This is a genomic window from Bradyrhizobium manausense, from assembly GCF_018130615.1.
Classification (GTDB): domain Bacteria; phylum Pseudomonadota; class Alphaproteobacteria; order Rhizobiales; family Xanthobacteraceae; genus Bradyrhizobium; species Bradyrhizobium manausense_A.
In genome coordinates, this window is sequence record NZ_JAFCKB010000020.1 from 82,314 (window position 1) to 107,721 (window position 25,408).

A 25,408-nucleotide genomic window follows, 5' to 3' on the forward strand; every position below is an offset into this window, starting at 1 on the left:
AATGATGGCGACAGATCGTGGGCACGCTTCCGCCTTCGCCCTGCGAGCTACGGCGGACAAGTCGCTTTGCCACCCTAGGACACCGAGCCGGCGGGATGCAGCGCAGGCCCGCTTGTTGCGTCACGATCTCTGTGCTTCCGATCCGGGCCTCAGCAGAAGCATGAAGACAAGGACGTGGCTGACCAGCAACAGCGGCACGTAAAGGGCCGGGATATAAATGCCGGCGCCGAACAGGCCGGGATTCTGAATCTTTGTCGCGCCGACGTAATACGCATTCAGGAGATCGAGCGTACCCCAGACGTTGAAGATCCAGACCGTCGGAACGGCGATCGACCATCGCCGGGAGAGCGCCGCCATTGAGATGAGCGCGAGAGTGGCGGCGATGACGTCTCCCCATCCGACCGCGCTGGCGAAATCCGGGCTCAACTCCGGGGAGACGAACCCCGCGACCATGAAGTTCATACCCAGGAAACGGAACGCATGGAAGGCTGCGAGAAGTCTCAGCGCATCATGGCGCGGCATCGCACGGACAAAGGGCCAAACGTAGATGGAGGCCACCACCGCGCTTGTCAGCAAGGCGCCGGCAACACTGAGGACGAATGGAAGGTTGAAGCCCGGTGGCACGTTCGGATCTCCGTGTAATTGTGCGTCAGGTCGGGGGGCGAGGCAGCGGCCGGTCAAGGTTTCGCCATGAGCAGACGAAGTGGCATGAGCGGGCCGACCGCGATGTATTCGTGGTCGATCAGATCCTGCCTGGCGAGCGGCAGTGCATCCATGATCGCGTGCGCTTCGGCATCATCCCTCGCATCGAGCAGAAAGACAGCGCCGCGCCCGTCTGATCGCGAATACCATTCACGGACTTTTCCAGTGAGGTAGAGCTGGACGGTCTGCCTGATTTCATCAGGCACGACAGCCATGATCCGCTCGCGTGTAATGCCCGCCTTGACGGTGAGGATGACCATCACTCCGATGGTCGTGGGCGACAGCGCTTGTGCTTGTGCTTGGGCAGCGAATGGTTCGGTCATGGCGGTAACACCTGTCAATGTGAGGGCGAGTGTCAGGACGGCGTTGCGGATTGCCTTCATCGGTTTCGGTTTTCCGGTGCGGTTCGTGTGCAGTCCGGATGTAGGTCGTCTTTCCACGAGCGACTATTCGCGATAATGTTGACAGGCTATGAAGCAGAACTTCACAGTCAGGCAGGGAGCGCTCGACGGTGTCGAGGCGTTTCTCGGCGTCGCTCAGCACCGCAGCTTCCGGCGGGCGGCCGCTGAACTTGGAGTCACGCCCTCGGCGATCAGTCAGGCGGTCCGGGCACTCGAAGCGCGTGTCGGGGCTGCGCTCTTCATCCGCACCACCCGTAGCGTTGGTCTGACGGAAGCCGGCGAGAGATTTTTTGCGCGCGCAAGACCGGCCTTTGAGGAGCTCGTCGCAGCAAGCGGCGCTGCGCGCGAGCTCGGTCAGCGGCCGGCCGGGCTGCTGCGCCTGACCGTCCCGCGCTCCGTCGTTCCGATCCTGCTCGAGCCGCTGATCGCCTCGTTCTGCCAGGCCTATCCGGAGATCGAGGTCGAGCTTGCCGCAACGGAGGAACTTGTCGATCTCGCGGCCGGCGGCTTTGATGCCGGCATCAGAATGGGCCAGTTCATCACCCCCGACATGATTGCGGTGCGGTTGACCAAGCCGCTACCGCTCATCGTCGTCGGCAGTCCCGCTTACCTTGACCGGGCCGGCCGGCCCGAGCATCCGGACGATCTGCGCGCCCACGCCTGCTTGCGATTGCGGCGCTCGAACGGCGCGCTTGCATCATGGATGCTTACGGATAACGGCCGTTCGATCGAGATTGCGGTGTCGGGCCCGTTCATTGCCTACGATTTTCCGACGATGCTGGGAGCCGCGATCGAAGGTGTCGGTCTTGCGCAAGTGCCCGCACCATTGGCTACCGGCGCCATCGCGGCGGGAAAGCTCGTCCGTGTGCTGGAGCAATTTTCGCAGATGACCCCGGGTGTGTTTCTCTACTATCCCAGCCATCGGCAAATCATGCCGAAGCTGCGCGCCTTCATCGACCATGTGAAGAGCCGGTCGGCCGGCTCGAGCTGACCGACTGCCCCTCCCGCACAAACCTGTTCCGCAATGTTCCGACGCCGGTAATCTCAATCTCCACGACGTCGCCGTGCCTGATGTCGGGTGACGCCCCGTCCGTGCCCATCCAGATCACGTCGCCCGGCCACAGCGTAAAGTACTTGGTCAGCTCGACCAGGAACGGCACCACGCCAAAGATCATGTCGCCGGTAGCGAAGCGGTTGGTCTCCCTGCCGTTCACCCGCACGATGGTTTCCATCCTGGTGAGATCGGCCTCGGTCTCGATCCACGGGCCCATCGGCTTGAATGTGTCCGCGTTCTTCGAGCGCCACAGGCTGCGATCGACCTTCTGCCAGGAGCGCTCGCTGACGTCGTTGCCGATGGTGTAGCCGAACACGCAGTCCATCGCGTTCGCTGCGGTGAGGTGCTTCACCTTCTTGCCGATGACGACGACGAGCTCGCCCTCGTAGTGGATTTTCTCGGTTGCGAAGGACGGCATCACGACATCCTCGTCATGCGCGATCAGCGCATTCTGGGCGCGGTAGCCGATCTCGGGCCTGTCAGGCACGGCCGGCACCTCGCCGCGCTTGTCGGCGGCTTCCTTCAGGTGCTTCAGATAGTTCAGGCCGACGCAATAGAAGGTGCGCGGGATCAACGGCAGCTCGATCTTGACCTGGGCCAGCGGATGCATGCGCGGGGTTCGCCGCCATTCGCTGAAGGGGTCGCCGTCGACCGCGATGACCTGGTCGCCTTCGACGAGGCCCCAGGAGGTTTTGCCGGAGGCGGTGAATTTCAGCCAGCGCATGGTCTGTCCTCGTTGCTATTCCGCGGCGTCGCGCGGCTGCACCTTCCATGCACCGGCGGCAGGTCGGCTCAAGCCGAGATTGTCCCGCAGCGTCTTGCCGCGATAGTCTCTCTGGAACAGCCCACGCCGCTGCAGTTCCGGCACGACATGCTGCACGAAATCGGCGTAGGAGCCCGGCACGTAAGTCGCGGCGATGACAAAGCCGTCGCAGCCGCGCTCGACGAACATTTCCTCCAGCTTGTCCGCAATTTCCTTGGGCCCGCCGACCATGGCGTCGTGCACCTGGCCGCGGCCGGAGAAGGTGACGAAGTCGCGCGCGCTCGGATTGCTGTTGCCTGAAGTCTTCAGCACGCCGTCGCGGATGCCGAGAATGCCCTGCATGCTCTTCAGGTCGTCCGTCGTCAGCGGTTCGTCGAGATCCTTGGACGCGAAGTCGTAATTGAGTGCCTCGGCGAGCAATGACAGCGCGTCGATTTCGAGCGGAAGCTTGTTGATCAGGGCCATCTTGTCCTCGGCTTCCGCCTTCGTCGCGGCGCAGACCGGCGTCGTCAGATTGCACAGAAACATCTGTTCGGGATCGCGGCCGGCCTTTGCGGCCTCGTTGCGCACGGCCGCATAGCCCTCTTTGGCCGCGGCGAGGTTGCGCGCGGCGGTGAAGATGACCTCGCCCCATCGGCCCGCAAAGCGCTGGCCGCGGCCGGATGCGCCGGCCTGGATGATGACGGGGTGGCCCTGGTCAGAGCGCGGCACGGTGAACGGGCCGCGCGACTTGAAAGCGGGTCCCTTGTGATCGAGCCGCTTCACCTTGGCCGGATCGGCAAAGCGCCCGCTCTTTTTGTCCATGATGAGTGCGCCGTCTTCCCAGGTGTCCCAATGGCCAAGCACGACCTCCATGAACTCGTCGGCCTTGTCGTAGCGGGAATCGTGTTCGGGATGGGAGTCGCGCCCCATGTTGAGCGCCTCGCCGTCGTTGAGCGATGTCACGACGTTCCAGCCCGCACGCCCGCCCGACATCAGGTCGAGCGTCGCGAAGCGGCGGGCGACATCGAAGGGCTCGTAATAGGTGGTCGAGCAGGTTGCGCCGAGGCCAAGCTTGTCGGTGACCATGCCCATCGTGGTCAGCACGATCAGCGGATCCATCTTCACGCAGCGGATGCCGTATTCGACGGTGTGGGCATGGTCGTTGCCGTAGCGGTCCGGCATCGCGAGGCGATCGTCGAAGAAGGCCATGTGGAATTTGCCGGCTTCGAGGATTTTCGCGATCTCCTGGTAATAGTCCGCCGACATCGAATCGCTGCGCGAGTCCGGATGCCGCCAGGAGCTAGGCAAGTTCGTGCAGTTCTGCGCCTGAAGGAAGCCGACCAGGACCATCTGCCGATTCATGCTGCTGTTCTCCGGATTGCCTCAGCTCAGATCGAGGACGGTGTCGAGCCTGTATTCGCGCGCCAGTGCGCGCAGCTTCTCCCAGGTCGCATCCTCGACCTCGATGCCGTCGCGCAGGCGCTGTCGCTCGCGCACGCCCTCGATCTCGCCGGGATAGTAGACGCCTTTGCTGCCCTCCGAGGGCGGCGTCGATTTCAGGTACTGCGCGAACTCCGCGACCTCGTGCTTGAACTCCTTCAGCGGACGGAATGCGGCCACGTTGAACACCGCCATGAAGCATCCGTCATTGTGCCGCCCCGTCGGCTCGACGCCGAAGCCGAGACCCGTGAGCAGGCCACAGAGCACCTCGACCATGGCGGCGAGACCGCTGCCCTTGTAGCCCTCGGTGCCGCCGAGCGGCAGCAGCGCGCCGCCCTTGCGAAATTGAGTGGGATCGGTGGTGTGCCGCCCGTCGGCATCGATGATCCACCCCGTCGGAATCTCCTCGCCGCGAGCGACCGCGAGCTGGATCTTGCCGGCCGCGACCGCCGAGGTCGCCATGTCCAGGTAGAACGGCGCCTCGAGATCCGACGGCACCGCGATCGAGATCGGGTTGGTGCCGAGCCGCGCCTCCTTGCCGCCGAACGGCGCGACGTGCTTCGGCGACCGGCCGGAATCCGCGGTGGCAATCCCGATCATGCCTTCGCGCATCGCCATCAGCGGATAGGCGGCGAGGCGGCCGACATGGCTCTGCCGGAACACGGTGCAGGCGGCGACGTTTGCCGTCCTGGCCTTTTCGATCGTCAGCGCCATCGCCTTGGCGTTGACGTGGAAGCCAAAACCCCAATGGCCGTCGATCACGGTCGTGGTCGGCGATTCCTGGACGATGGTCCATTTGGCGCCGGGGACGATGTGCCCGGCCTTGATACGGTCGATATAGGTCGGAACCGCGATGACGCCGTGGGAGTCATGGCCGGCGAGATTGGCGTTGACGCAGCCGACCGCGACAGCGTCGGCTTCTTCCTCGGAGGCGCCGGCCGCGCGGAGCAGCGCAGCGCTGACGAGCGTAAGGCGATCGGCCTTGACGATGGGCATGGCGTTCCCTCGGCTGGTGCCCTTAACGGGCCGCTTGTTGCAAGCCATCTTGCAAGCCATCGTCTCAAAGCGGCGCTGCGATATCAATCTCCCGTAAACCAATACAGGGCTGCAAATTCGTAAAGAGAGCACGCCTTTCGTCGCAGAGTCCTCCCGCGCGGCGGTATTCCCGGAAGTTTTGCACCCGGCGTTCGCAGCTCGTTCACTTTGATCGAGGGTTTGCAGAGCGCAATAACGACCACTTAGGCGATCCCCGTTCATAAACTAGCCTGGGAGAAAATGGCAGAGATGCCTGGGAGCTGAGATCGTGCCGACGACACTCGCGCGCACCTTTGCGGCGTTGAGCGCCATCAATGAAGCGATCCTCTACGCGAAATCGCCGGACGAGCTGTACCAGATGGTCTGCGACGCCGGGTTTTCGAGTGGGGACTTCATGGCCGTCGCCGTGTTCCTGGTGGAGCCGGATGGCCGTCACTTGCGCTTTGCCGCGGGACGCGGTGACGACGTGGCGCGCCTGCGCGCGCTCAAGATCACGACCGAAGCTGACGCGCCCGAGGGCTCGGGCGTCGGCGGCGAAGCATTTCGCAGCCAGAAGCTCTGCATCAGCAATGACTATTTGAACGATCCGCGCTCGCTGGCATGGCGAGAGGGCGCAGCCAGGGCGAACATCGGCGCCGCGGCGGCGCTGCCGCTTCTCTGCAACGGCAAGAGCGTCGGTGTGCTGTTCGTGACCCGCAGCGAGGCCGGCTCGCTGAGCGATCAGATGGTATCGCTGTTCGAGCGCATGTCGGCCAACATTTCCTATGCGCTGGAGAACTTCTCGCGCGAGACTGCGCGGCAGGCCAGCGAGCGGGCAACGCGGCGGCTCAACCGCATGTTCGGCGCGCTCAGCGCGACCAATGAAGCCATCCTGCGTGCCAAAACCGAGCAGGAGCTGTACCAGCTCGTGTGCGACGCTTCGGTGCATGGCGGCAAGTCGATCGCGACCTTCGTTCTGCTCAAGGAGCAGGACTCGCATTGGCTGAAGCCTGTTGCGGGCACCGGCGAGAACGTGGAGATCGTCGCCCAGACCCGCTACTCTACCGATCCCGAAAATCCCTACGGTCGCGGAATTTCCGGCGAAGTATTTCGCACGCAGAGGCCCCAGGTCGAACGCGATCTCGCGCGCCGAACCAAAGGAACACCCTGGGAGCAGACCAACATCGATACGGGCGTTGCTGCAGTTATCGCCTCGCCCCTGATCAAGCGCGGCCAAAGCATCGGCGTGATTCTGTCCTTTCTCAGCCAATCTTGGGCCAGGGACGAGGAAATCGTCGCGTTGATGCTGCGCATCGCCGAGAACGTCTGCTTTGCGATCGACAATTTCGGCCGTGAAGCCGAGAAGGCCCGGATCGCCGAGGAAGAGGACCGCCTCTCGCGCATGTATGCGGCGCTCAGCGCCACCAACGAGGCGATCCTGCGCGCGCATTCGCGGGCCGAGCTGTTCGACCTCGTCTGCGCAGCGACGGCGAAGGGCGCCAAGTTCACCTCGGCCACCATTGCGCTGGTCGATCACCAGGCCGAGCTGCTCCGCGTCGTCGCTTGCTACGGACCGAACGCGGACACCGTCCGCGGCTTCAAATTGTCCACCTCCGACCAGGTGCCCGAGGGGCGCGGGTTGACGGGGACGGCCTTCCGCACGCGCCAGCCTTGCATCAGCAACGACGTGATGTCCGACGAGCGGACCAAGCCCTGGCAAGACAATGCCCGTCGCAACGGCATCGGATCCTCGGCGGCACTGCCGCTGTTCAACGGCGACCGTGTCGAGGGTGTATTTCTGTTCAACTCGCCGCAGCGCGGCACGTTCACGCCGGAATTCGTCGAGTTGCTTCAACGGCTCCAGGCCAACGTCGCTTTCGCGCTCGAGAATTTCGACCGCGCGGACGAGAAGGCGAAAGCCGAGATGCAGCGCAATCGTCTGCGCGGCATGCTGGAGGCGCTCAGCGCGACCAACGAAGCCATCATGCGCGTGAAGACCCGCACCGAACTGTTCGAAGCCGTGTGCGACGCGGCCGTTCTCGGCGGCACCTTCTCGTCGGCCACGATCGCAATGGTCGATCCGACGGGACGCCATCTCGACATCGCCGTCACCAAGGGCGAATGCCGCCATCATGCCGAGCAATGGCGTTTTGCGACGTCCGCCGATGAGGTTGAAGGGCGCGGACTGGCCGGCACCGCCTTCCGTACCAAGGCGCCTTGCGTCGCGAACGAGCTTCTCACGGACGTTCGGGCGGCGCACTGGCGCCGAATCGCGCGTGACCAGGGCACGAAATCCGGCGGCGGCTTTCCGCTGACGAAGAACGGCACCGATGCCATCGGCGTCCTGCTGTTCCTCTCGCCGGACGAAGGCACGTTCACGCCCGATCTCATCCAGCTGCTGGGGCGCCTGGCGGAGAACGTCTCCTTTGCGCTCGACAATTTCGACCGGGCCGAGGAGCGGGCGCGGGCCGAGGCGCAGAAGGAGCGCCTGGCGCGGATGTTCGCGGCCCTGAGTGCTACCAACGAAGCGATCGTGCGTGCCAAGTCGCGCACCGAGCTGTTCGAGCTGGTGTGTCAGGCCGCGTCCACCGGCGGCAAGTTCACCTCGACGACCATTGCCCTGGCCAGGGCCGACAGCGATCAGCTCGAGATCGTCGCGAGCGCGGGACCATCCGCCGAGACCACGCGAAACGTCCGTCTCTCCATCGACGCCGACCGGCCCGAAGGCCGCGGCATGAGCGGCACGGCATTCCGCACCCGGCAGCCCTGTGTCAGCAACGACTATGTCAACGACAGCCGCGTGACCGCATTCCAGGCCGTCGTCCGCAGCGACGGCGCGCGTTCCGGCGCGGCATTCCCGCTGATCACGCACGATCAGTCCGTCGGCGTCATGATCTACATGTCCACCGAGCTCGACACCTTCACCGGGGAGTTCGTCGAGCTGTTGCGGCGCCTTGCGGACAACGTCTCGTTTGCGATGGAGAATTTCGATCGCGCCGACGAGAAGAACAAGGCCGACGAGCGGATCGAGTATCTCGCGTCGCACGACAGCCTGACCAACCTGCCGAACCGCGAGACCTTCAACAGCCTGCTGCGCCAGGCGATCGGCACCGCACAGCGCGGCGATCACAGCTTTGCCGTCCTGTTCATCGATCTCGACCGCTTCAAGGTCATCAACGATTCGCTGGGCCACGAGGCGGGCGATTTGCTGCTGCTCGAGGTCGCCGCGCGCCTGCGCAATGCGCTGCGCGCAAGCGACGTGGTGGCGCGTCTCGGCGGCGACGAGTTCGTCGTGATCCTCGACCAGTGCGGCGAGATCGACGACGTCCAGCGCATCGCCACCGGACTGCTGACGGCGCTCGCCGAGCCCATGGAGCTCGCCGGCCACGAGTGCCATACCACGGCCTCGATCGGCATTGCGATGTATCCGGCCAACGGCGCCGACGCCCAGACGCTCACCAAGAATGCCGACATGGCGATGTATCTCGCCAAGGAAGACGGCAAGAACGGCTATCGCTTCTTCTCCAAGGAAGTGAAGACGCAGTCGATCGAGCGTTTGTCGTTGGAAAGCGCGCTGCGTCGGGCGCTCGAACGCGAGCAGTTCTCGCTGAACTACCAGCCCAAGGTCGACATGGAGACCGGCCAGATCACCGGTGTGGAGGCGCTGCTGCGCTGGAGCCATCCCGATCTCGGCAACGTCTCGCCGGCGCAATTCATTCCACTGGCGGAAGAGACCGGCCTGATCGTGCCGATCGGCCGCTGGGTGTTGAACGAGGCCTGCGCGCAGGCCATGGCCTGGCAGCGTCGTGGCCTGCTGCCGTTGTCGATGGCGGTGAACCTGTCACCGCGGCAATTTGCCGACGAGCATCTGCTGCAGGACGTCGACGAGGCCTTGGCGGCCTCCGGCATGTCGCCGGTGCTGCTCCAGCTCGAAGTCACCGAGAGCATGATGATGCGCAATGTCGGTCGCGCGCTGAAGGTGCTCGACGCGATTCAGAGCCGCGGCATTCGGCTCGCCATCGACGATTTCGGCACCGGCTATTCGTCGATGTCGCTGATGAAGCATTTCCCGATCGACACCATCAAGATCGACCGCTCCTTCGTGCGTGACCTGCCGCAGGATTCGGAGGACCAGGCGATCGCGCAGGCGATCATCAGCATGGGCAAGGCGCTCGGCATGACTGTGGTCGCCGAGGGCGTCGAGAACGCCGAGCAGGAGACGTTCCTGCGCACCCATGGCTGTGACGAAATGCAGGGCTTCCTGATCGCGAAGCCGCTGCCGGCAAACCAGATGGCCGAACTGCTACGGCCGATGGTCCTGCCCGTCGCGCCGCCGCTGCAGCCGGAGACGGGGCCGGTGGTGGAGGAAACCGCCGCGCCAAAGCGAAAACGCGCTGTCGTCTGACGGCTGCGGTTGCTTAACGCGACCGCAGCGGATGCGCCTTCTGATGCCAGGCCCAGGCAGTGCGGATCACGGTTGGCAGGTCGGAATGGCGCGGCACGAAGTCCAGCACCTTTCGCGCGGCCGAGGGGTCGGCAACGAGATAGGTCGGATCGCCGGCCCGGCGTGGCTTGATGGTGTGCGGCACCTCGCGCCCGGTCTCCTGCCGGATGGCGGTCAGGATCTCGCGCACCGAGAAGCCTGAACCGGTGCCGAGATTGAAGCTGCCGCCGGCATGTCCCGTTTCCAGGAGCTTCAACGCCGCGACGTGTGCCGCGGCAAGGTCGGTGACGTGGACGTAGTCGCGGATCGCGGTACCGTCGGGCGTGTCGTAATCGTCGCCGAACACGGCAAATTCGGCATGGCCCTGCATTGCCATCATCGCGCGCGGAATGAGATGGGTCTCATTGTCACGCAATTCGCCAATGCCGCCGGCCGGATCGGCGCCGCTGGCATTGAAATAGCGCAGGCAGAACGCGCCGAAGCCGTAAGCCGCGCGGTAGTCGGCGAGCATCCGCTCGATCATCCACTTCGAGGCACCGTAGGGATTGATCGGTGCGCAGGGGAAATCCTCGTGCAGCGCCTTGGAATCGGCATTGCCATAGACCGCCCCGGTCGAAGAGAACACGATGCGGTGACAACCCGCGTTGCGCATGGCCTGAAGCAACGACAACGTGCCCTGGACGTTGTTGACGTAATATTTTTGTGGGTCGGTCATGGACTCGCCGACGAGGCTCGCGGCCGCGAAGTGCATCACCGCCACGATCTTGTGGTCGGCAAAGGTGCGCGCCAGCGCTGCGCCATCGAGCAGGTCGCCCGTCACCAGCTCACCGGCAACGAAGTCGCGATGACCTGTCGAGAGATTGTCGTAAACGACCGGCCGATAGCCGGCGGCGGCGAGGGCGCGGCAGGCATGTGAGCCAATGTAGCCCGCGCCTCCCGTGACGAGGACAGTCGGCCGGTCGGTCATGTCGTTTGTCTACCCTTGTTCAGCGATTGAAGGGCCGGTTGCGGCTGAAGAGAAGATAGATCGCGCGGGGGTTGGTGGTCAAATAGCGCCAGAACAGGCGGCGCGGCTCGAGCCAGGTGCGCCAGGCCCATTCGAGCCCGATCCTCTGCATCCATTGCGGCGCGCGAGAGCGGCTGCCCGACAGGAAGTTGAACAGGCCGCCCGAGGTCTTGATGACGCCGACATTGGTCAGCAGCGGCGTGAACTCTTCGACGAAGGCCTGCTCCGAGGGCACGCCGAGCGCCACCCACAGGCAATCCGGCGCGAGCGCGTTGATCTCCTCGACCTTGGCGCGGAGCGCGTCGCCACGGAGATAACCATGGCTGTATCCGACGATCCTGAGCTTCGGATACATGTTCTGGACGCGTCTGACCGCTGCGGCGTTCTCTTCTTCGCTGGCGCCGAGCATATAGAAGCTGCGGCCGGCAATCTCCGCCTTGCGTGCGACGACATGAAACAGGTCCGTGGTGGCGACGCGCTCCGGCAGGGGAAACCAGGACTGCAGCCTCGAGGCGGCCACCAGCGGCTGGCCATCGGCATTGATCAGATCGGCGGCACGGAACAGGCGCTCGGTCTGCGGCTCTGTCGAGCAGCGCGCCAGCACTTCACCATTGGCCGAGGTCAGAAACAGCGGGCGGCCGATGCGGTGACGCGGATCGGTTGCCTCGATCATGAAATCGGCGGTTGCTTCCAGGTCGAGCGCGGCCATGCGAAGGCCGCCGACGGTAATCCGTGGCACCTCGGCGGTTGCGGCCCGACCTTCCAGATTGACGCGGCGCTCAAGCATATTGTTTGCCTCGCTGGCGCGTTTGGGTTGCGGGGGTGAGTTCGTCGAGCACGACGCCGACGAGCTTGCGTTCGGCGCCGCCGAGCGCGGTCAGGATCTCTTCCATGCTCTCGTTGATGTCGAGGCTGGTCGGCAGCACCGCCACCAGCGCGTCGGCGCTATCCAGCAGCTTGCGGCCGGTCGCGGAGAGCGGCATTGCGGGGCCGTCGAGAATGACGAGGTCATAGCCACCGGCCGAGCGCGCCTGGGCGATCGCCCTGCGGATGGCGTTAGCGGCCTTGCCGGCGTCGCTCTCGGTAGCGGGTAACACCGAGATGCCGCTGACGGTCTTGATTTCGCGCGCGGCCTTGTTGCCGATCGACAGCCAGCCAAGCTTGCCCGGCTCGTTCTTGCCGGGGCGATTGACCTTGTTCGAAAGCATGAGCGCCTCATGGTCGGCGTCGATCATCAGGACACGACCGCCGTCGCGCGCGGCTGCGAGGGCGAAGTTCAGCGCAGTCACGCTGCGTTCGGTGTCGCCGGCGCCGACCAGCGCCATCACCGGCGTCGTCTTGCCGCCGGCGCGGCGGACCATCGCCGCGCGCATGTCGCGAAAGGCGTTGAGCAGCGTCGTCAGCGGAAACCCGGGCCGCAGCGTCGGCCAGCCGAGACGTGTCAGATCGACGCCGCCGCCGGTGGCGAGAATGGCGCCGAGCGTGCGGATCACGTCGGCCTCCTGGAGACGCGCGATCAAGGGCTTCTCGACCAGCGCAAGCGCCGGTGCAGGTGCAGGTGCTGCGGCTTCGCCCTGAGGCTTGGAAACGTCAGGTTCGGGCGCGCGTTCGCGACGGTTCGGTTCGGGGGCCGTCGCCCCGTTGAACAGATGCTCGGCCGCGACGAACCAGCAGGCGGCCGCGAGTGCGCCGAAGATGAAGCCGATCATCGCAAACAGGCTCATGCCCGGCGGGAACGAGCGCCGCTGCGGCACCGTGGCCTCGCCGATGACGCGGGCCGCCGACGTGTTGAGCGTCTCCTGCTCCTCGGTCTCGCGCGAGCGCTTGAGGAAGGATTGATAGACGTCGCGGCTGGCATCGGCCTCGCGCTCGAGCTCGCGCAGGCGCACGGCGGCCTGGCTGAGCTGCACGCTCTGCCGCTTCTGCACTTCCAGCGCCCGGTTGAGCGAAGCCTCGTAGTCGCGGGCGCGCGTCAAATCGTTCTTGGCGGACAGCGCAAAGCGCTCGATCTCTTCGTTGATGGTGCGCTTGAGATCCTCGACCTGCTTTTCGGTCTGGCGCAGGGCGGGGTGGCGCGGTCCGAGCTCGGCGGTCTGCTCCGCATACTTCTTGCGCGCGTCGGCATATTGGGCGCGCAGGTTCGCGATCGTCGGCGATTGCAGCGCTTCCGGAATCGCGCCTGCATCCGCGGCGGTCCGCTTGTTCGCCTCGATCTGGTCCAGCCGCGCCTGCGCGTCCATCGTCGCCGCGCGGGCTGCGGACAGCCGCTGGTTGCTGGAGGAGAGTTGCTGATCGCTGATCAGCGAGTCCTGGGTGCCGACGAAATTGTTCTGGGCCTTGTAGGTGGCAAGTGCTGTTTCGGCGTTGCGCAGCCGTTCGCGCAGCTCCTTCAGCCGGCCCGACAATTCACTGGTCGCGCGTCGCGCCGCCAGGGCCTGGGAGTTGCGGGATTCCGTCAGGTAGGTGTTGGTCAGGGTGTTGGCGAGCATCGCCGCCTTCGCCGGATCAATCGACCAGACCTCGATGTCGACGATGAAGCTCTTCTCGGTCTTGCGGATCGTGATGTGTTTGTTCAACGCGTCGAGCGCGGCAAGCTGCACTTCTTTGGCTTCCGCGGCCGAAGGCGCGCGGGGCTGGAGGCCGATCAGGCTGAGCAGGGAGGACGTCAGCGTCTTGCTGTCGCCGCCGCCGAATTCCGGGTCCTTGTCGAGACCGGCCTGTTGGATCACCTGCAGCAGCACGCTGTTGGAGGTGATCAGGCGTGCCTGGCTCTCCACCACCATGGACATGCCGGAGACGTCCTGTGCGCGCGGCGTGAGCTCGCGATCGACGAGCTGAAGCTCGCGCGGGTCGACGTAAAGCTGGGCGGTGGCGGTGTAGCGGGGCGTCAGGCTCTTGCCGACGGTGACGGCGAGGCACGCGCCGATCAGCGCCGCGGAAGCAATCGCGATCTTGCGCCGCCACAGCAGGTTGACGAGCTCCAGCACGTTGAAGCTGGCCTCGGACTTCCGCTGCGAGGCCTCCGAACCGGTCGGTTGTCTCGCCCGATCAATCGGCTGGTTATAGTCGAGCATAGTCCCCAGCTTTCATTCCAACGGCCGCGGGCTGAGGGGTTACTCTTCGCTTTACGCCTCGCACCGGGGATATAGGCGCGCAATCAACGCAACAGGGAAAATTAACCATACTCATTGAGGGACTATTCACCGAAATGGCAAACAAAGCGTTTAAGCGCAGGCCGCCATTTGCCGCGTCGTTGTGCCGCTTCGGCGCCGACAGCCGCCCAGTGATTAACGGTTCGTTACCGTGCGCGCCCAGCGGCGCGCGCGCGTCTGGCATCGCAGCTTGATGGCCAGGCTGCGCACGCATGGGCTCAGGCCTTTCGCAGGACGACGTGATCGTCGCCGCGGCGCGGAAGCATGGCATTCATCAGTGCGTCGTCGAGCGCGGCAAGCAGCGGCGAGCGCTGGCGCGTCTCGTGAACGCCGAGCAGACTGTCGCGGGCCTCGACGGCGGCGAGGTCGAGCAGCGCCTGGGGGGCGGGACCTTTGAGATCCCAGGCTTCGGCCGTCGTCGCGAACTCGATCGTGACTGACTTATTCATCTTTTTTCTAACCGCGCTTGTTCGACTCAAATTTACAGGAAAAATCTCGCGACTTCGAAGAGCAAATCTGATGCCGCGACACATCACCAATCACGGTGCTTAGGGTCGGGTTAATCGGACCCCACGTTAACTACGGCATCGTCCATGTTGCGCTGCTGGCGCGTGATGGACTGCGAATTGCAGTATCACGCGCAAAGGAATCCGCAGGGAAAACACGCGAAAGCGGTTAAGCGCATGGTAGAACGCCTGATATCCGCGACATTGTCGTCGCGGTGCAGTTTGAGCGCGCGAGCAGGCCGCCCATTTTGGGACGCATCTGTCCGGCGCGGCCGTGCCGTCGCGGGACACTGCGCGCAGGGCTTTTTCAACATATCTCAGGCATTGAGAACGCAATGACGCTGATCCCGACAGATTTGTCCGCCAGCCGGATCTCGGATGCCGTGCGCGATCCCAACCGGGAGATCGCGGCGAGCTCGCGCGTCATCGATCTTTCGGTCGGCATCGTCGTCTGCATTCCCTGTTTCCGCCGCCCCGACCACCTGCGGCTGACGCTGGACTCGCTCGTCGACCAGCGCACGCCGCGTTCTTTCGCGGTGGTGATGGTGGAGAACGATGCGGCAGGCCGCGCGAGCGCGCCGGTGGCCGCGGAGTACCTCGCTTCCGGCAAGCTTCAAGGCGTTTGCCTGATCGAGAAACGGCAAGGCAATTGCCAGGCGATCAACGCCGCGTTCGAGACGGCGCAGGCGCTGTTTCCCGCCGCGACCCGCTTCCTGATGATCGACGACGACGAGATCGCTTCGCCCGACTGGCTCGAATTGATGGTCCGCACCGCGGAGGCGACCGGTGCCGACGTGGTCGGCGGACCCGTGCTCCCGGTGTTCGACGACGACAGCCAGCCTTGGCTCGCGCGTCATCCCGCGTTCTGTCCCACCTACGACTACACTGGAGCCGTGCCGCTGATCTATGGCTGCGGCAATTGCCTGATCACGCGCGCGGCATTCGAGCGGCTCGGCAGTCCCGCCTTCGATCTGCGCTTCAATTTTCTCGGCGGCGGTGATTGCGATTTCTTCTATCGCGGCCGCAATGCCGGCATGCTTTTCCATTGGACGGCGGAGGCCGTCATCACCGAGACCGTGCCGCAGAGCCGCACCAGCTTCGGCTGGATCGTCAGGCGCGGTCTTCGCATCGGGGTGATCAACTACCGTGTGCGGGTCAAGGCTGCGCAGGGTGTGGCGGAGCGGGTGCGCGTGTTTGCGCAAACGCTGGCCCGGTTGCCGCTGTCGCTGGTGCGCTCGGCTCGCCTACTGACGTCATCGAAAGCGGTCGTCGCGATGCACCCCGTGCTGGTGGCTGTCGGTTCTGCGCTCGCGGCGTTGGGCTACGATCCGAAGCCCTATGAGGCCTCGAAGATCGTTTCCTGACGCGTCAGCCGCTAGATTCCAAAGTACGAAAGAGCGATCTTGACTGCTGATCGCGGCATCGCCTTGAGCGAGCGCCGCCCGACCATGCCGAGATAGCCAAGCGCCTCGCGATGTCGCCCGAAGCGGACCGCCTGTGTTGCCGCATAGGTCACGAGATGGATCTCGGCCGCCTGCCGCAAACGCGGCGCCGCGCCGGTTGGAAGCTTCCTGAGGATCAATTCGTCATCGAACACGCGCGCCACCGCCGGGAAGAAATCCTGCGGCGTCCGCACCGCAGCGTTCATGGTGTTGGCCGTGTGCAGGCGATAGTCGAGGAGAAGCTCTGGCACATAGGCGAACTCGCCTGTTGCGGCGAGGCGGCACCAGCAATGCCAGTCCTCGCAATAACGGAGCGAGATGTCGAAGCCGCCGGTGGCATGGAAGACCTCGCTGCGGATCAGCATGATCCCGCCGTTGACGATGAAATTTCCGCCGGCGAGGCGCTCCAGCACGTTGCCCGAGGGCTTTTGGCGTCCTTTCAGCAAATCGCGGCGGCCGATCCTCCGTCCGGCGCTGTCGATCGTGTTGTAATCGCCATAGACCAGCACCGCATGCGGCGCGGCCTTTGCTGCCGCCAGCAGCGTCGTCACCGAATTGGGCCGCAGGCGATCATCGGCATCGAGGAAGACCAGCCAATTTCCGCGCGCGGTTCGTGCGCCGAGATTTCGTGCGGCCGACACACCCGGGGCGTCGTTCGTCATCAGGCGCAGCCGGGGATCGCGGATAGATCTCACAATTGCAACGGTGTCATCGGTCGACCCGTCGTCGACGACGATCACCTCGGTGACGTCGGCTTGCGCCAGCGCGCTTGCGATGGTCTCGCCGAGATAGGCCGCGGCATTTTTCGCGGGGATGACGACGGAAACCGCGGGCGACATGGCGCACGCATCCGTCACCGCGGGCGCGGCGGCCGGTGTATCGAGCATGGCGTCGGCGAGGGTCAAGCGATGGCTCGTCGTCTTTAAGGATCCGTTAACCAGCCGCCTCGTGCGGCCGTCGCGGATGATACCCGCATAACGATCAAATCGTTGTTGCGACGGCGGCCGGCGTCGCCGGTTTCGTAGATTAGCGTTAAACCCTCTGGCGTTAAGTCTGTCGCAGCTTTCGAGAAGTGCGACGGCCGGTCTCATGCGAGAATGCGGGCCTGATTGCCGCGGATGGATGCAAGTGCCCGCAAAGACATTCGATTACGATCCCGACGCCATGATCCTCAACCTCTTCTTCGAGGACAAGGACGATCGCTGGTTCCCCGGCGATCGCCATCTGCGGCGCATGGCGCGCAAGATGCTGTTCGGCGAGCCGCGCATGAGCGGGCAGCTGCGCGTGTTCCTCAATCTCTGTGCCGGGCTCGACCGGCTCGGCATTCGTTATCGCGTCAACGACTACGGCTACGTCGCACAGCACCCGGAAGAGGTCGCGTGCATCATCGGCCGCGCCTTCCTGCTGAACAAATTCGCGTGGAAGAACCCGATCCTGCTCGGAGTTGCCGCCTATAACCATCCGTTCGACGATCCCGAGCTGTTCAAGCGGCTTCCGGTCAAGAAATTCCTGGTGCCCGGCGACTGGTATGCCGACATGTACCGGCCCCATTGGCCGGAGACCGAAGCCTGGCCCGTCGGCATCGATACCGAACTCTGGGCGCCGTCGCGCCCTCGCGACAAGACCGTCGACGTTCTGCTCTACGACAAGGTCAGCTTGAACCGTGAGCGCTGCGTGCCGGAGCTGGTCGAGCCGGTCCGCGCCCGGCTCGTGAGGGAAGGCCGAACGTTCACCGAGCTGCGCTACGGCAGCTACAAGGAGGAAGATTACCAGGCCGCGCTGGCGCGCTCGCGGACAATGATCTTCCTGTGCCAGAGCGAGAGCCAGGGCATCGCCTATCAGCAGGCGCTGTCCTCCGGGGTGCCCGTGTTTGCCTGGGATCCCGGCGGCCCGTGGCGGGATCCCGACTATTATCCGCATCGGGTGCAGTTCGGGCCGGTGTCGTCGGTGCCCTATTGGGACGATCGCTGCGGGCTCAAATTCGCCGACCGCGCCGGCTTCGAGGAGCGCTGGACCGATTTCTGGGCCGGCTGCACCGCGGGCAGATTCGATCCGCGCGGCTACATCCTGGACAACCTGACGCTGGAGCAGCGCGCGCTGCAATATTACGAGATCGCGCGCAGCGTCGCACGGCAGAGCCAGGTTCCCGCCGAGCCCGGTGTGCTGCTTGACGGATGGTTAACGGGGATGGGCTAGACCTCGGAGGTCCCCATCGTCCCGTCAGGCCTCGAGGCATGGATCGCAGCGCCGCAGACATGACTGACGTCGAGGCCCGCTCGCTCGGCCACGCGCTGCGCGACGTGCTGGCGAGGCTCAACGTCGTCAACGCTTCGCGCTGTCTGGTTGCCGTCATTGCTTTGCTTCTGGTGCTGATCACGCTCGATCCGTTTCCAGACTTGAGCAATCCCGACGTCGCCACCATCGTCAGCGGACGATTGGCAACGACCTATATTTCGTTCGGACTGCTGGCCGCCGTCGCGGTGCTGTTCACCCTTACCACCGATGCGCCCTCGCTCAGAAGCCTGGTCACGCCGCTGCATCTCTGCCTCGTCGGCTGGATGCTGATCAATCTCGCATTCTCCGAGAGCCGCGAGGTCTCGATCCAGCGATTTGCGCTCACGGCCAGCGCAACTACGCTTGCCGTCCTGCTGCCGCTGCTGCCGCCGACGCCGCGGAGCTTCAACCTGTGCCTTGGCGGCGCCGCGCTGGTGCTGCTGGCGGTGTGCTATCTCGGCGTCTTCCTTGCCCCGCAATATTCGATCCACAGCGCGCTCGACATCACCGAGCCGCAGCTTGCCGGCGACTGGCGTGGCAGCTTTGGCCACAAGAACATCGCTTCGCCGGTGATGACCATCCTGGTCTATGTCGGAACTTACCTGTCAGCCGTGGGCTCCTTCGTGATGGGGCCTGCGATCGCGCTGTTGGCCGGCACCTTCCTGATCTTCACCGGCGGCAAGACATCGTCGGTGCTGTGCCTTGCGATCTATGCCTTGGCATCGCTGGCCTATGTCACACCGAGCCTGTGGCTGAAGCGGATCATCTGCTTCGCGCCGCTGATCGTGATGAATCTGCTGACGGTTGGCAGCGTCATGACCCCGGTGCTCGGCAGCATCACGCGGGCGCTTCCGGTCGATCCCACCTTCACCGGCCGTGCCGAGGTCTGGGAGTTTGCGCTCTCGGCGGTCGCGGACAAGCCGATCACCGGTCATGGCTATGCGGCGTTCTGGGACGGCGCGGCGGAAGGGAAGACCACCCAGGGCTCGGAATGGGCAGTGTCCGCAGCGCACAGCCACAACAGCTATCTCGACCTCGCCGTCACCATCGGTCTGCCGGGCCTGCTGCTCGTCATTCTCATCTTCGTGCTCGCGCCGCTGCGCAATTTCCATGAAGCCCAGGCCCACAACCGCAGCAGTGCTTTGGGCAAGCTATTCCTGACCATCTGGCTGTTCGGCCTGTATTTCGGGACGACCGAAACCTTCCTGCTCGAGCGGCAGAATCCGGTCTGGTTCATGTTCGCGCTTGCGGTCGCCGGCCTGCATTTTCTGGCCAGGTTCCAGTGCGTCGAGCAAATACAACCCCGTCACTGACAATCTGTCGCAGCCGTCCGTTTCATATCGGTACACGAGAGACTGCGACGGTATTGGCTTAACGATAAGCAGCGACGTAACTTGTAGTCTGCGACAAAACATAATCTATCTGGACACGTTCAGTAACTGTATGCCCCGCAAATGACGTTTCTCAGCGTCGAGCCACTAGACGGTCGGGTGTCCAGCACGTCGGGAATCTCAGTCGATTTCTTGCGTGACTGGCGACAGGCCGCTCTGCGCCTGAACGCCGGGTATCGCACCGCGTTCCAGCATGGTTACTGGCTAGGTGCCTGGTATCAGGCCTTTCACGACGTCGCGCCGCTGATTGCCGTCATCACGGATTCGGCGACCGGCAAGGACATCGCGATGGTGCCGATGTTCAGCCACATCAGGCGCGGCATCCGTGTCGTCGAGTTTGCCGATCTCGGCGTCTCCGACAACAACGCGCCGATCCTGGCTTGCGACGCGAGTTTCGATGCAGCCGGCGCCCAGGCGATCAGCGCGGCGCTGGTCGATGGCTTGCGCGCCTCGCCTGATCGCTTCGACCTGCTGCGCCTGAAGAAACTGCCGGCCTATGTCGGTGCCAAGCAGAATCCGCTGGTGTCGCTCGGCCGGCTCGGCTCGTGCTCGCTCAACGGCAATCTCGTTCTGACCGGCGACGACTATTCGGACTATCAGGCCTCGATCAAGCGCATGCAGATGCCGCGTTGCTGGCGCGTGTTCAGCCGTCATGCCGGCGCCCGGTTCGAGATCGTCACCGACGTTGTTCGTGCGCACGAACTGCTCGGCGTCATGGACATGCAGCAGCACGAGCGCATGCGGCAGCTTGGCTCGCGGTTCGTCCTCAACGACGAGGCCCATGCCCGCTTCTATCGTGACGTCGCCCGGCAGGGCGTTGCGGAAGGCTATGCGGTGATCTCGGCGCTCGTCTGCGATGAGGGCATCGTCGGCACCACCTTCGGCATCAGATATGGCGCGACTTACTATTTGCTGCGGATCGGTCATGCCGGCAGGCAATGGGCGAATTGCTCGCCGGGCCTGCTCGTCACCGAGCGCACCATGGCGGCGCTGCATGCGCAGGGCGTCCGGCGCTTCGATCTCAGCATCGGCAATCACGATTACAAGCGCCGCTTCGGCGCCAAGCCGGTGCCGCTGACCGATGTCAGCGTCGCTCTGTCCTGGCGCGGGCTGCCTTTCGTGTTGCGCGATCATGCCGCGCAAGGCTTGCGCCGTCATCCGAAGCTCGCCGCGCTCGCGGCGCGGGCGATGGGCAAGGGCGCACGCTAGAATCCGCGACATCTGCAGTTGCAGGGTCACTCGAATATCGCAATGATTGTGCTATCGTCGTCTCGATCAGGAGGCGACATGGACGATCGTTCGGACAAATTTCGCGCATTCTACGCGCAGCTGATCTGCGCTGCGGCCAAGGCCACGGACCCACGTCTCGAGCAGGCCTTTCGCAACGTGAGGCGCGAGCCCTTCGCGGGGCCGGGGCCGTGGTCGATCTCGTTCGGCGGCCATCCCTATGTCGTGACGCCCGATGACGATCCCGCCTTTCTCTACCAGAACGCGCTGCTGGCGCTGGATCCGGCGCGCGGCGTCAATATCGGCATGCCCGGCGCGCACGCCTATTGGCTCAGCGGCTGCGGCGTCAAGGAAGGCGAGACCGTTCTCCAGATCGGCGCGGGCACCGGCTATTACACCGCCATTCTGGCCGAGCTCACCGGTCCCAATGGCCGCGTCTACGCCTATGAGATCGACGAACGCCTGGCGGCACTCGCGCGCGAGAATTTGAAGGACATCGCCACGGTCGAGCTGCGAGACCGCTCGGGCATTGCGTCCGATCTGCCGAGCGTCGACGTGATCTATGTCTGTGCGGGCGCGGCGCAGCCGGCGACGGAATGGCTCGCGGCATTGCGGCCTGGCGGCCGGCTGGTGTTTCCGCTGGCACCCGAGGGCGTGCTCGGCGGCATGCTGATGATCACGCGCCCGGAGCAGGGCGCGGCCTGGCCGGCCAAATTCCTCAGCCGGGCGCAGTTCATCGGCTGCGCGGGACTTCAGGATGCGGAGGTCGGCCGGCGACTGGCCGAGGCGTTCGCAAGGGGATGGGAGGGCGTGCAATCGCTGCGGCGAGGAGACGCGCCCGACGACACCTGCTGGTTTGCCGGCGACGGCTGGTGGCTTTCAACGGCGCCTGCTTCGGCGCCGGCGGTCAGCGTCCCGCGACACGCGGACATCACGCAGGCCTGACAATTACGATCCCGCGCACCCGGCGCAGCGAAACCGGCCGCGCGAGGCGCGAAACAGGCTGCGGCAATACCAGCGCCGCGTCAGCGCCTGGACCGGCTTGCGGATCATTTGCGCGATCAGGAGAAGTTCAAAAGCCATTCGTCGCGTGAGTCCTGTCGTTATTACCCAGATAGATAGGGCGGCATTCCCTCGTGAGAATGCCGCCCGTATCGCATCAGCCATGCGGCTTGTCGCTGTGCCCAGGCTTAGCTGCGCAGCTTCTTGGCCGTCTCCGCGATCTGGCGTCCCTGATAACGCGCGCCCGCGAGCTCATTGGCGCTGGGCTGGCGGCTGCCGTCGCCGCCGGTGATCGTGGTGGCGCCGTATGGCGCGCCGCCGGTGACCTCATCGAGCTTCATCTGGCCGGCAAAGCCGTAATTCATGCCGACGATCACCATGCCGAAATGCAGGAGGTTGGTGATGATCGAGAACAGCGTCGCCTCCTGGCCGCCATGCTGGGTGGCGGATGCCGTGAAGGCGCCGCCGACCTTGCCGTGCAGCGCGCCCTTGGCCCAGAGCCCGCCAGCCTGGTCCAAAAAGTTCGCCATCTGCGAGGCCATGCGGCCGAAACGAGTGCCGGTGCCGACGATGATCGCGTCGTAATTGGCGAGGTCTTCGACCTTGGCGATCGGGGCGGCCTGATCGACCTTGTAATAGGAGGCCTTCGCGACCTCGGCCGGCACCAGCTCGGGCACGCGCCTGATGTCGACGGTCGCGCCGGCCTCGCGCGCGCCTTCGGCAACAGCATTCGCCATCGCTTCGATGTGGCCGTAGGCGGAATAATAGAGGACGAGAACTTTGGTCATGATGGTCTCCAGTGGGGGTGTTCGTGGTCTTTTCGTCGTCCCGGGGCGATGCAAAGCATCGAACTCAGGTGCGCAGCTGCGCACCTGAGAACCTCGAGATTCCGGGTCTGGCGCTTCGCGCCATCCCGGAATGACTGCTGATGATCTGGTTACGCGGCGTCGACGAGCACGAGCTCGGAATCTTCAAGCGCGGTGATTCTCAGCCTGGCCTCGTCGCGGATCGCGACGCCGTCGCGGGCATTGACGCGCACGCCGTTGATCTCGACTGCGCCTGCTGCCGGCACGAGATAGAGGTGCCGTGCCTTCTGCGGCTCGTACTCGGCGCTCTCGCCGGCCTTCAGCGTGGTGGCGAGCACCCGTGCATCGGCGCGGATCGGTAGCGCGTCGGTGTCTTCAGCGATGCCGCTCGCAATCGTGACGAGCTTGCCGGAGCGGTCCGCCTTCGGAAACGGCTTCGAGCCCCAGGTCGGCTGGCCGCCGCGAGCGGTCGGCTCGATCCAGATCTGGAAGATCCGCGTCTTGGTCGGCTCGAGATTGTACTCGGAGTGGCGGATGCCGCTGCCGGCGCTCATCACCTGCACGTCGCCCGCTTCAGTCCGTCCCTCGTTGCCGAGGCTGTCCTGATGGGTGATCGCGCCCTCGCGCACATAGGTGATGATTTCCATGTTGGCGTGGGGATGGGCGGGGAAGCCGGTGTTCGGCGCGATCTCGTCGTCATTCCACACCCGCAAGGCGCCATGGCCCATGTTGTTGGGGTCATAATGGCTCGCGAAGGAGAAATGATGCTTGGCCTTGAGCCAGCCGTGATCGGCGCCGCCGAGTCTTGCGAAAGGTCTGAGTTCGATCATCTGCGTAATTCCTTTAAATGGACGGAGGTGGCCCTTGTTCAGGCGCCGAACCCGCCGTCGACGTTGAGCACGGTGCCGGTGACGAAGGAGGCTTCCGGGCTTGCGAGGAAGACCACGCCGGCGGCGACTTCCTCAGGGCGGCCGAAGCGCTGCAGCGCGTGCTGCTTGCGTTGGGTCTCGGCGAACTCGCCGCCATCCTTCGGATTCATGTCGGTGTCGATCGAGCCGGGCTGCACCACGTTCACGGTGATGCCGCGGGGGCCGAGGTCGCGCGCCGCGCCCTTGGTGTAACCGACCACGGCGGCCTTGGTGGCAACGTAGTCGGCAAGGCCCGGGAACGAGGCGCGGTCGGCGAGCATCGAGCCGACGGTGACGATGCGGCCGCCGTCACCCATCAACTGCGAGGCGGCGCGGATCGCCGCAATCACGCCATGCACGTTGATGGCATCCTGGCGGGAGAGCGCTTCGATGTCGGCGTCGGCGGAGTCGATCGCGCCGCCATTGGCGACACCGGCGTTGTTGACGAGGATGTCGAGATGGCCGAACTCATTGGCTACGTCGTTGACGAGCTTCGTCACATCCTTGGCAGAAGCCTGGTCGGCCTTGAAGGCGCGGGCCTTGATGCCCCGGGCCTTCAACTCGGTGACGACGGCCTCGGCCTTTTCGGGCGAAGCGACGTAGCTGATGGCGACGTCCGCGCCTTCATCGGCGAGAGCGCGGGCCGAAGCCGCGCCGATGCCGCGCGAACCGCCTGTGACGAGGGCAACCTTGCCTGAGAGCTTCTTGGTCATTGGATTTCTCCAGTCCTGAATGTCTGATGACCCTTGGATAAGCCTCCGCCTGTGGTATAGAAATAGAAACTGTCGAAACGCATTGTTTCCCCAAATAACCCTGTGGGACCAAACTCCATGGCAAGACTCCCCGATTTCGAGGCGCTCGCGATTTTCGCAAAAGTCGTGGAGTTACGGTCGTTTGCGGGCGCTGCGAGCGAGCTCACGATGTCCAAGGCCACGGTGTCGAAGGCGGTGACCCGGCTGGAGGAGCGGCTTGGCGCTCGGCTGTTCAACCGCACCTCGCGCCGGCTCGCGCTGACCGATGCCGGCCACAAGCTCGCCGACCGCGCGACGCGCCTGCTCGCCGATGGCGAGGCGGCCGAGAACGAGGCCTTGGCGCAATCGGTCGCGCCGCGCGGCCTGGTGCGGCTGGCGGTGCCCATGACATTCGGCATCAAGGCGGTGGCGCCGCTGCTGCCGGAATTTTTCGAAGCCTATCCGGAAGTCTCGGTCGATCTTCACCTGAGCGATGCGTCCGTCGATCTCATCGGTGAAGGCTTTGACATGGCGGTGCGCATCGCACGGCTGCCGGACTCCTCGCTGATCGCGCGGCGGCTCTTCACCATGCCGCGCTTCACGGTGGCCGCGCCGTCCTATCTGAAGAAGCATGGCCGGCCGACGCATCCGATGCACCTCGCCGAGCACAAATGCTTCAGCTATGCCTATCTCTCGACGCCGAATGTCTGGCACTACACCAATTCCGCTGGTGAGCAGGCGAGCGTGCGCCCGGGCGGCCAGCTTCGCGTCAACAATGGCGAAGCCGTGATGCCGTCGCTGATCGCCGGCCTCGGCATCGCCGAGCTGCCGGAATTCATCGTCGGCGAGGCCATCTCCTCCGGCGCCGTCGAAGTGATCCTGAAGGATTGGAAGCAGGCCGAAGGCGCCGTGCACCTCGTCACCCCGCCCGGCGGCCCGCGCCCCGCGCGCGTCGAAGCGCTCGGTGATTTTCTCGCCGCGAAGCTGCCGGGGACGTGCAAGCGGAGGCCTCGCGGGAAAGCAAAGGCGTAGGGCAAACCGCTCAGCGCCCTCCGTCATTGCGAGCCACCGGGTCCGCGCGAAGCGCGGCCCGATGACAGGCTCCGCGAAGCAAACCAGAGTGTCTCCGCGGAGGGATTCTGGATTGCTTCGTCGCAAGCGCT

The 25,408-nt window shown here is 64.7% G+C and carries 22 protein-coding genes; 8 read left to right on the plus strand and 14 right to left on the minus strand.

All coding sequences use genetic code 11. The annotated features are described in order from the left end of the window. Nucleotides 1-120 precede the first annotated feature (120 nt). Nucleotides 121-624 (minus strand): DUF8737 domain-containing protein, encoded by a 504-nt coding sequence (locus tag JQ587_RS29300; protein WP_212427656.1) that lies wholly within the window; start codon nt 622-624, stop codon nt 121-123. Nucleotides 625-677: 53 nt separating this feature from the next. Then, entirely contained in the window at nt 678-1,085 is a 408-nt protein-coding gene (locus JQ587_RS29305) for a hypothetical protein (protein WP_249154581.1), read from the minus strand. A gap of 88 nt (nt 1,086-1,173) precedes the next feature. On the opposite strand from JQ587_RS29305, the gene JQ587_RS29310 reads away from it, so the two are divergent. After that, complete coding sequence (locus tag JQ587_RS29310) at nt 1,174-2,094, plus strand: LysR family transcriptional regulator (protein WP_212427657.1); 921 nt, start codon at nt 1,174-1,176, stop codon at nt 2,092-2,094. Here JQ587_RS29310 and JQ587_RS29315 read toward each other — a convergent pair. From JQ587_RS29315 to JQ587_RS29325, 3 genes are read right to left on the minus strand one after another with little or no spacing between them, the layout of a single operon-like run. Next, nucleotides 2,054-2,881 (minus strand): fumarylacetoacetate hydrolase family protein, encoded by an 828-nt coding sequence (locus tag JQ587_RS29315; protein WP_212427658.1) that lies wholly within the window; start codon nt 2,879-2,881, stop codon nt 2,054-2,056. The two genes, JQ587_RS29310 and JQ587_RS29315, sit on opposite strands and share 41 nt — an antisense overlap. A gap of 15 nt (nt 2,882-2,896) precedes the next feature. Beyond that, complete coding sequence (locus JQ587_RS29320) at nt 2,897-4,264, minus strand: LLM class flavin-dependent oxidoreductase (protein ID WP_212427659.1); 1,368 nt, start codon at nt 4,262-4,264, stop codon at nt 2,897-2,899. A gap of 21 nt (nt 4,265-4,285) precedes the next feature. Beyond that, nucleotides 4,286-5,338 carry an Ldh family oxidoreductase gene (locus JQ587_RS29325; protein WP_212427660.1) on the minus strand — a complete coding sequence of 351 codons (1,053 nt, stop codon included), beginning with the start codon at nt 5,336-5,338 and terminating at the stop codon, nt 4,286-4,288. A 307-nt stretch (nt 5,339-5,645) separates the two neighbouring features. On the opposite strand from JQ587_RS29325, the gene JQ587_RS29330 reads away from it, so the two are divergent. Further along, entirely contained in the window at nt 5,646-9,761 is a 4,116-nt protein-coding gene (locus JQ587_RS29330) for a bifunctional diguanylate cyclase/phosphodiesterase (protein ID WP_212427661.1), read from the plus strand. 13 nt (nt 9,762-9,774) lie between these two features. Here JQ587_RS29330 and galE read toward each other — a convergent pair whose 3' ends face one another. The 4 genes from galE to JQ587_RS29350 all read right to left on the minus strand — a co-directional run bounded on the left by galE (nt 9,775) and on the right by JQ587_RS29350 (nt 14,407). Continuing rightward, nucleotides 9,775-10,767: a UDP-glucose 4-epimerase GalE gene (gene galE / locus JQ587_RS29335; protein ID WP_212427662.1), complete on the minus strand. Its 993-nt coding sequence runs from the start codon at nt 10,765-10,767 to the stop codon at nt 9,775-9,777. A gap of 19 nt (nt 10,768-10,786) precedes the next feature. Beyond that, nucleotides 10,787-11,593, minus strand: coding sequence for a WecB/TagA/CpsF family glycosyltransferase (locus JQ587_RS29340; protein ID WP_212297176.1), 807 nt, complete (start codon nt 11,591-11,593; stop codon nt 10,787-10,789). After that, nucleotides 11,586-13,880 (minus strand): exopolysaccharide transport family protein, encoded by a 2,295-nt coding sequence (locus tag JQ587_RS29345; protein WP_212427663.1) that lies wholly within the window; start codon nt 13,878-13,880, stop codon nt 11,586-11,588. The genes JQ587_RS29340 and JQ587_RS29345 overlap by 8 nt, the downstream gene beginning before the upstream one ends. A gap of 296 nt (nt 13,881-14,176) precedes the next feature. Continuing rightward, a complete protein-coding gene (locus JQ587_RS29350; RefSeq protein WP_212427664.1) occupies nt 14,177-14,407 on the minus strand; it encodes a hypothetical protein in 231 nt (76 codons plus the stop codon). Between the two features lie 392 nt (nt 14,408-14,799). On the opposite strand from JQ587_RS29350, the gene JQ587_RS29355 reads away from it, so the two are divergent. After that, nucleotides 14,800-15,828, plus strand: coding sequence for a glycosyltransferase family 2 protein (locus JQ587_RS29355; protein WP_212297173.1), 1,029 nt, complete (start codon nt 14,800-14,802; stop codon nt 15,826-15,828). Nucleotides 15,829-15,839: 11 nt separating this feature from the next. Here the strand turns inward: JQ587_RS29355 and JQ587_RS29360 are convergent, their stop codons facing one another. Next, on the minus strand, nt 15,840-16,793 hold the full coding sequence (locus JQ587_RS29360; protein WP_212427703.1) for a glycosyltransferase: 954 nt from the start codon (nt 16,791-16,793) through the stop codon (nt 15,840-15,842). 241 nt (nt 16,794-17,034) lie between these two features. Between JQ587_RS29360 and JQ587_RS29365 the strand changes: the two genes are divergently transcribed. The 4 genes from JQ587_RS29365 to JQ587_RS29380 all read left to right on the plus strand — a co-directional run bounded on the left by JQ587_RS29365 (nt 17,035) and on the right by JQ587_RS29380 (nt 21,743). Beyond that, entirely contained in the window at nt 17,035-18,102 is a 1,068-nt protein-coding gene (locus tag JQ587_RS29365; protein ID WP_212427665.1) for a glycosyltransferase, read from the plus strand. Between the two features lie 38 nt (nt 18,103-18,140). Further along, nucleotides 18,141-19,493 (plus strand): O-antigen ligase family protein, encoded by a 1,353-nt coding sequence (locus tag JQ587_RS29370; RefSeq protein ID WP_212427666.1) that lies wholly within the window; start codon nt 18,141-18,143, stop codon nt 19,491-19,493. A 141-nt stretch (nt 19,494-19,634) separates the two neighbouring features. Further along, on the plus strand, nt 19,635-20,780 hold the full coding sequence (locus JQ587_RS29375) for a GNAT family N-acetyltransferase (protein WP_212427667.1): 1,146 nt from the start codon (nt 19,635-19,637) through the stop codon (nt 20,778-20,780). A gap of 78 nt (nt 20,781-20,858) precedes the next feature. Then, the gene (locus tag JQ587_RS29380) at nt 20,859-21,743 is read left to right on the plus strand and encodes a protein-L-isoaspartate O-methyltransferase family protein (RefSeq protein WP_212297169.1); all 885 of its coding nucleotides are present in this window, start codon (nt 20,859-20,861) and stop codon (nt 21,741-21,743) included. Between the two features lie 3 nt (nt 21,744-21,746). Here JQ587_RS29380 and JQ587_RS36980 read toward each other — a convergent pair whose 3' ends face one another. The 4 genes from JQ587_RS36980 to JQ587_RS29395 all read right to left on the minus strand — a co-directional run bounded on the left by JQ587_RS36980 (nt 21,747) and on the right by JQ587_RS29395 (nt 24,227). Then, a complete protein-coding gene (locus JQ587_RS36980) occupies nt 21,747-21,881 on the minus strand; it encodes a hypothetical protein (protein WP_283815701.1) in 135 nt (44 codons plus the stop codon). Nucleotides 21,882-21,988: 107 nt separating this feature from the next. Next, nucleotides 21,989-22,588, minus strand: a complete 600-nt coding sequence (gene wrbA, locus JQ587_RS29385) for an NAD(P)H:quinone oxidoreductase (protein ID WP_212427668.1) — start codon at nt 22,586-22,588, stop codon at nt 21,989-21,991. A 149-nt stretch (nt 22,589-22,737) separates the two neighbouring features. Continuing rightward, a complete protein-coding gene (locus tag JQ587_RS29390) occupies nt 22,738-23,436 on the minus strand; it encodes a pirin family protein (protein ID WP_212427669.1) in 699 nt (232 codons plus the stop codon). Between the two features lie 38 nt (nt 23,437-23,474). Next, entirely contained in the window at nt 23,475-24,227 is a 753-nt protein-coding gene (locus JQ587_RS29395; protein ID WP_212427670.1) for an SDR family NAD(P)-dependent oxidoreductase, read from the minus strand. Nucleotides 24,228-24,344: 117 nt separating this feature from the next. On the opposite strand from JQ587_RS29395, the gene JQ587_RS29400 reads away from it, so the two are divergent. Next, a complete protein-coding gene (locus JQ587_RS29400; protein ID WP_212297165.1) occupies nt 24,345-25,277 on the plus strand; it encodes a LysR family transcriptional regulator in 933 nt (310 codons plus the stop codon). Nucleotides 25,278-25,408: the final 131 nt, after the last annotated feature.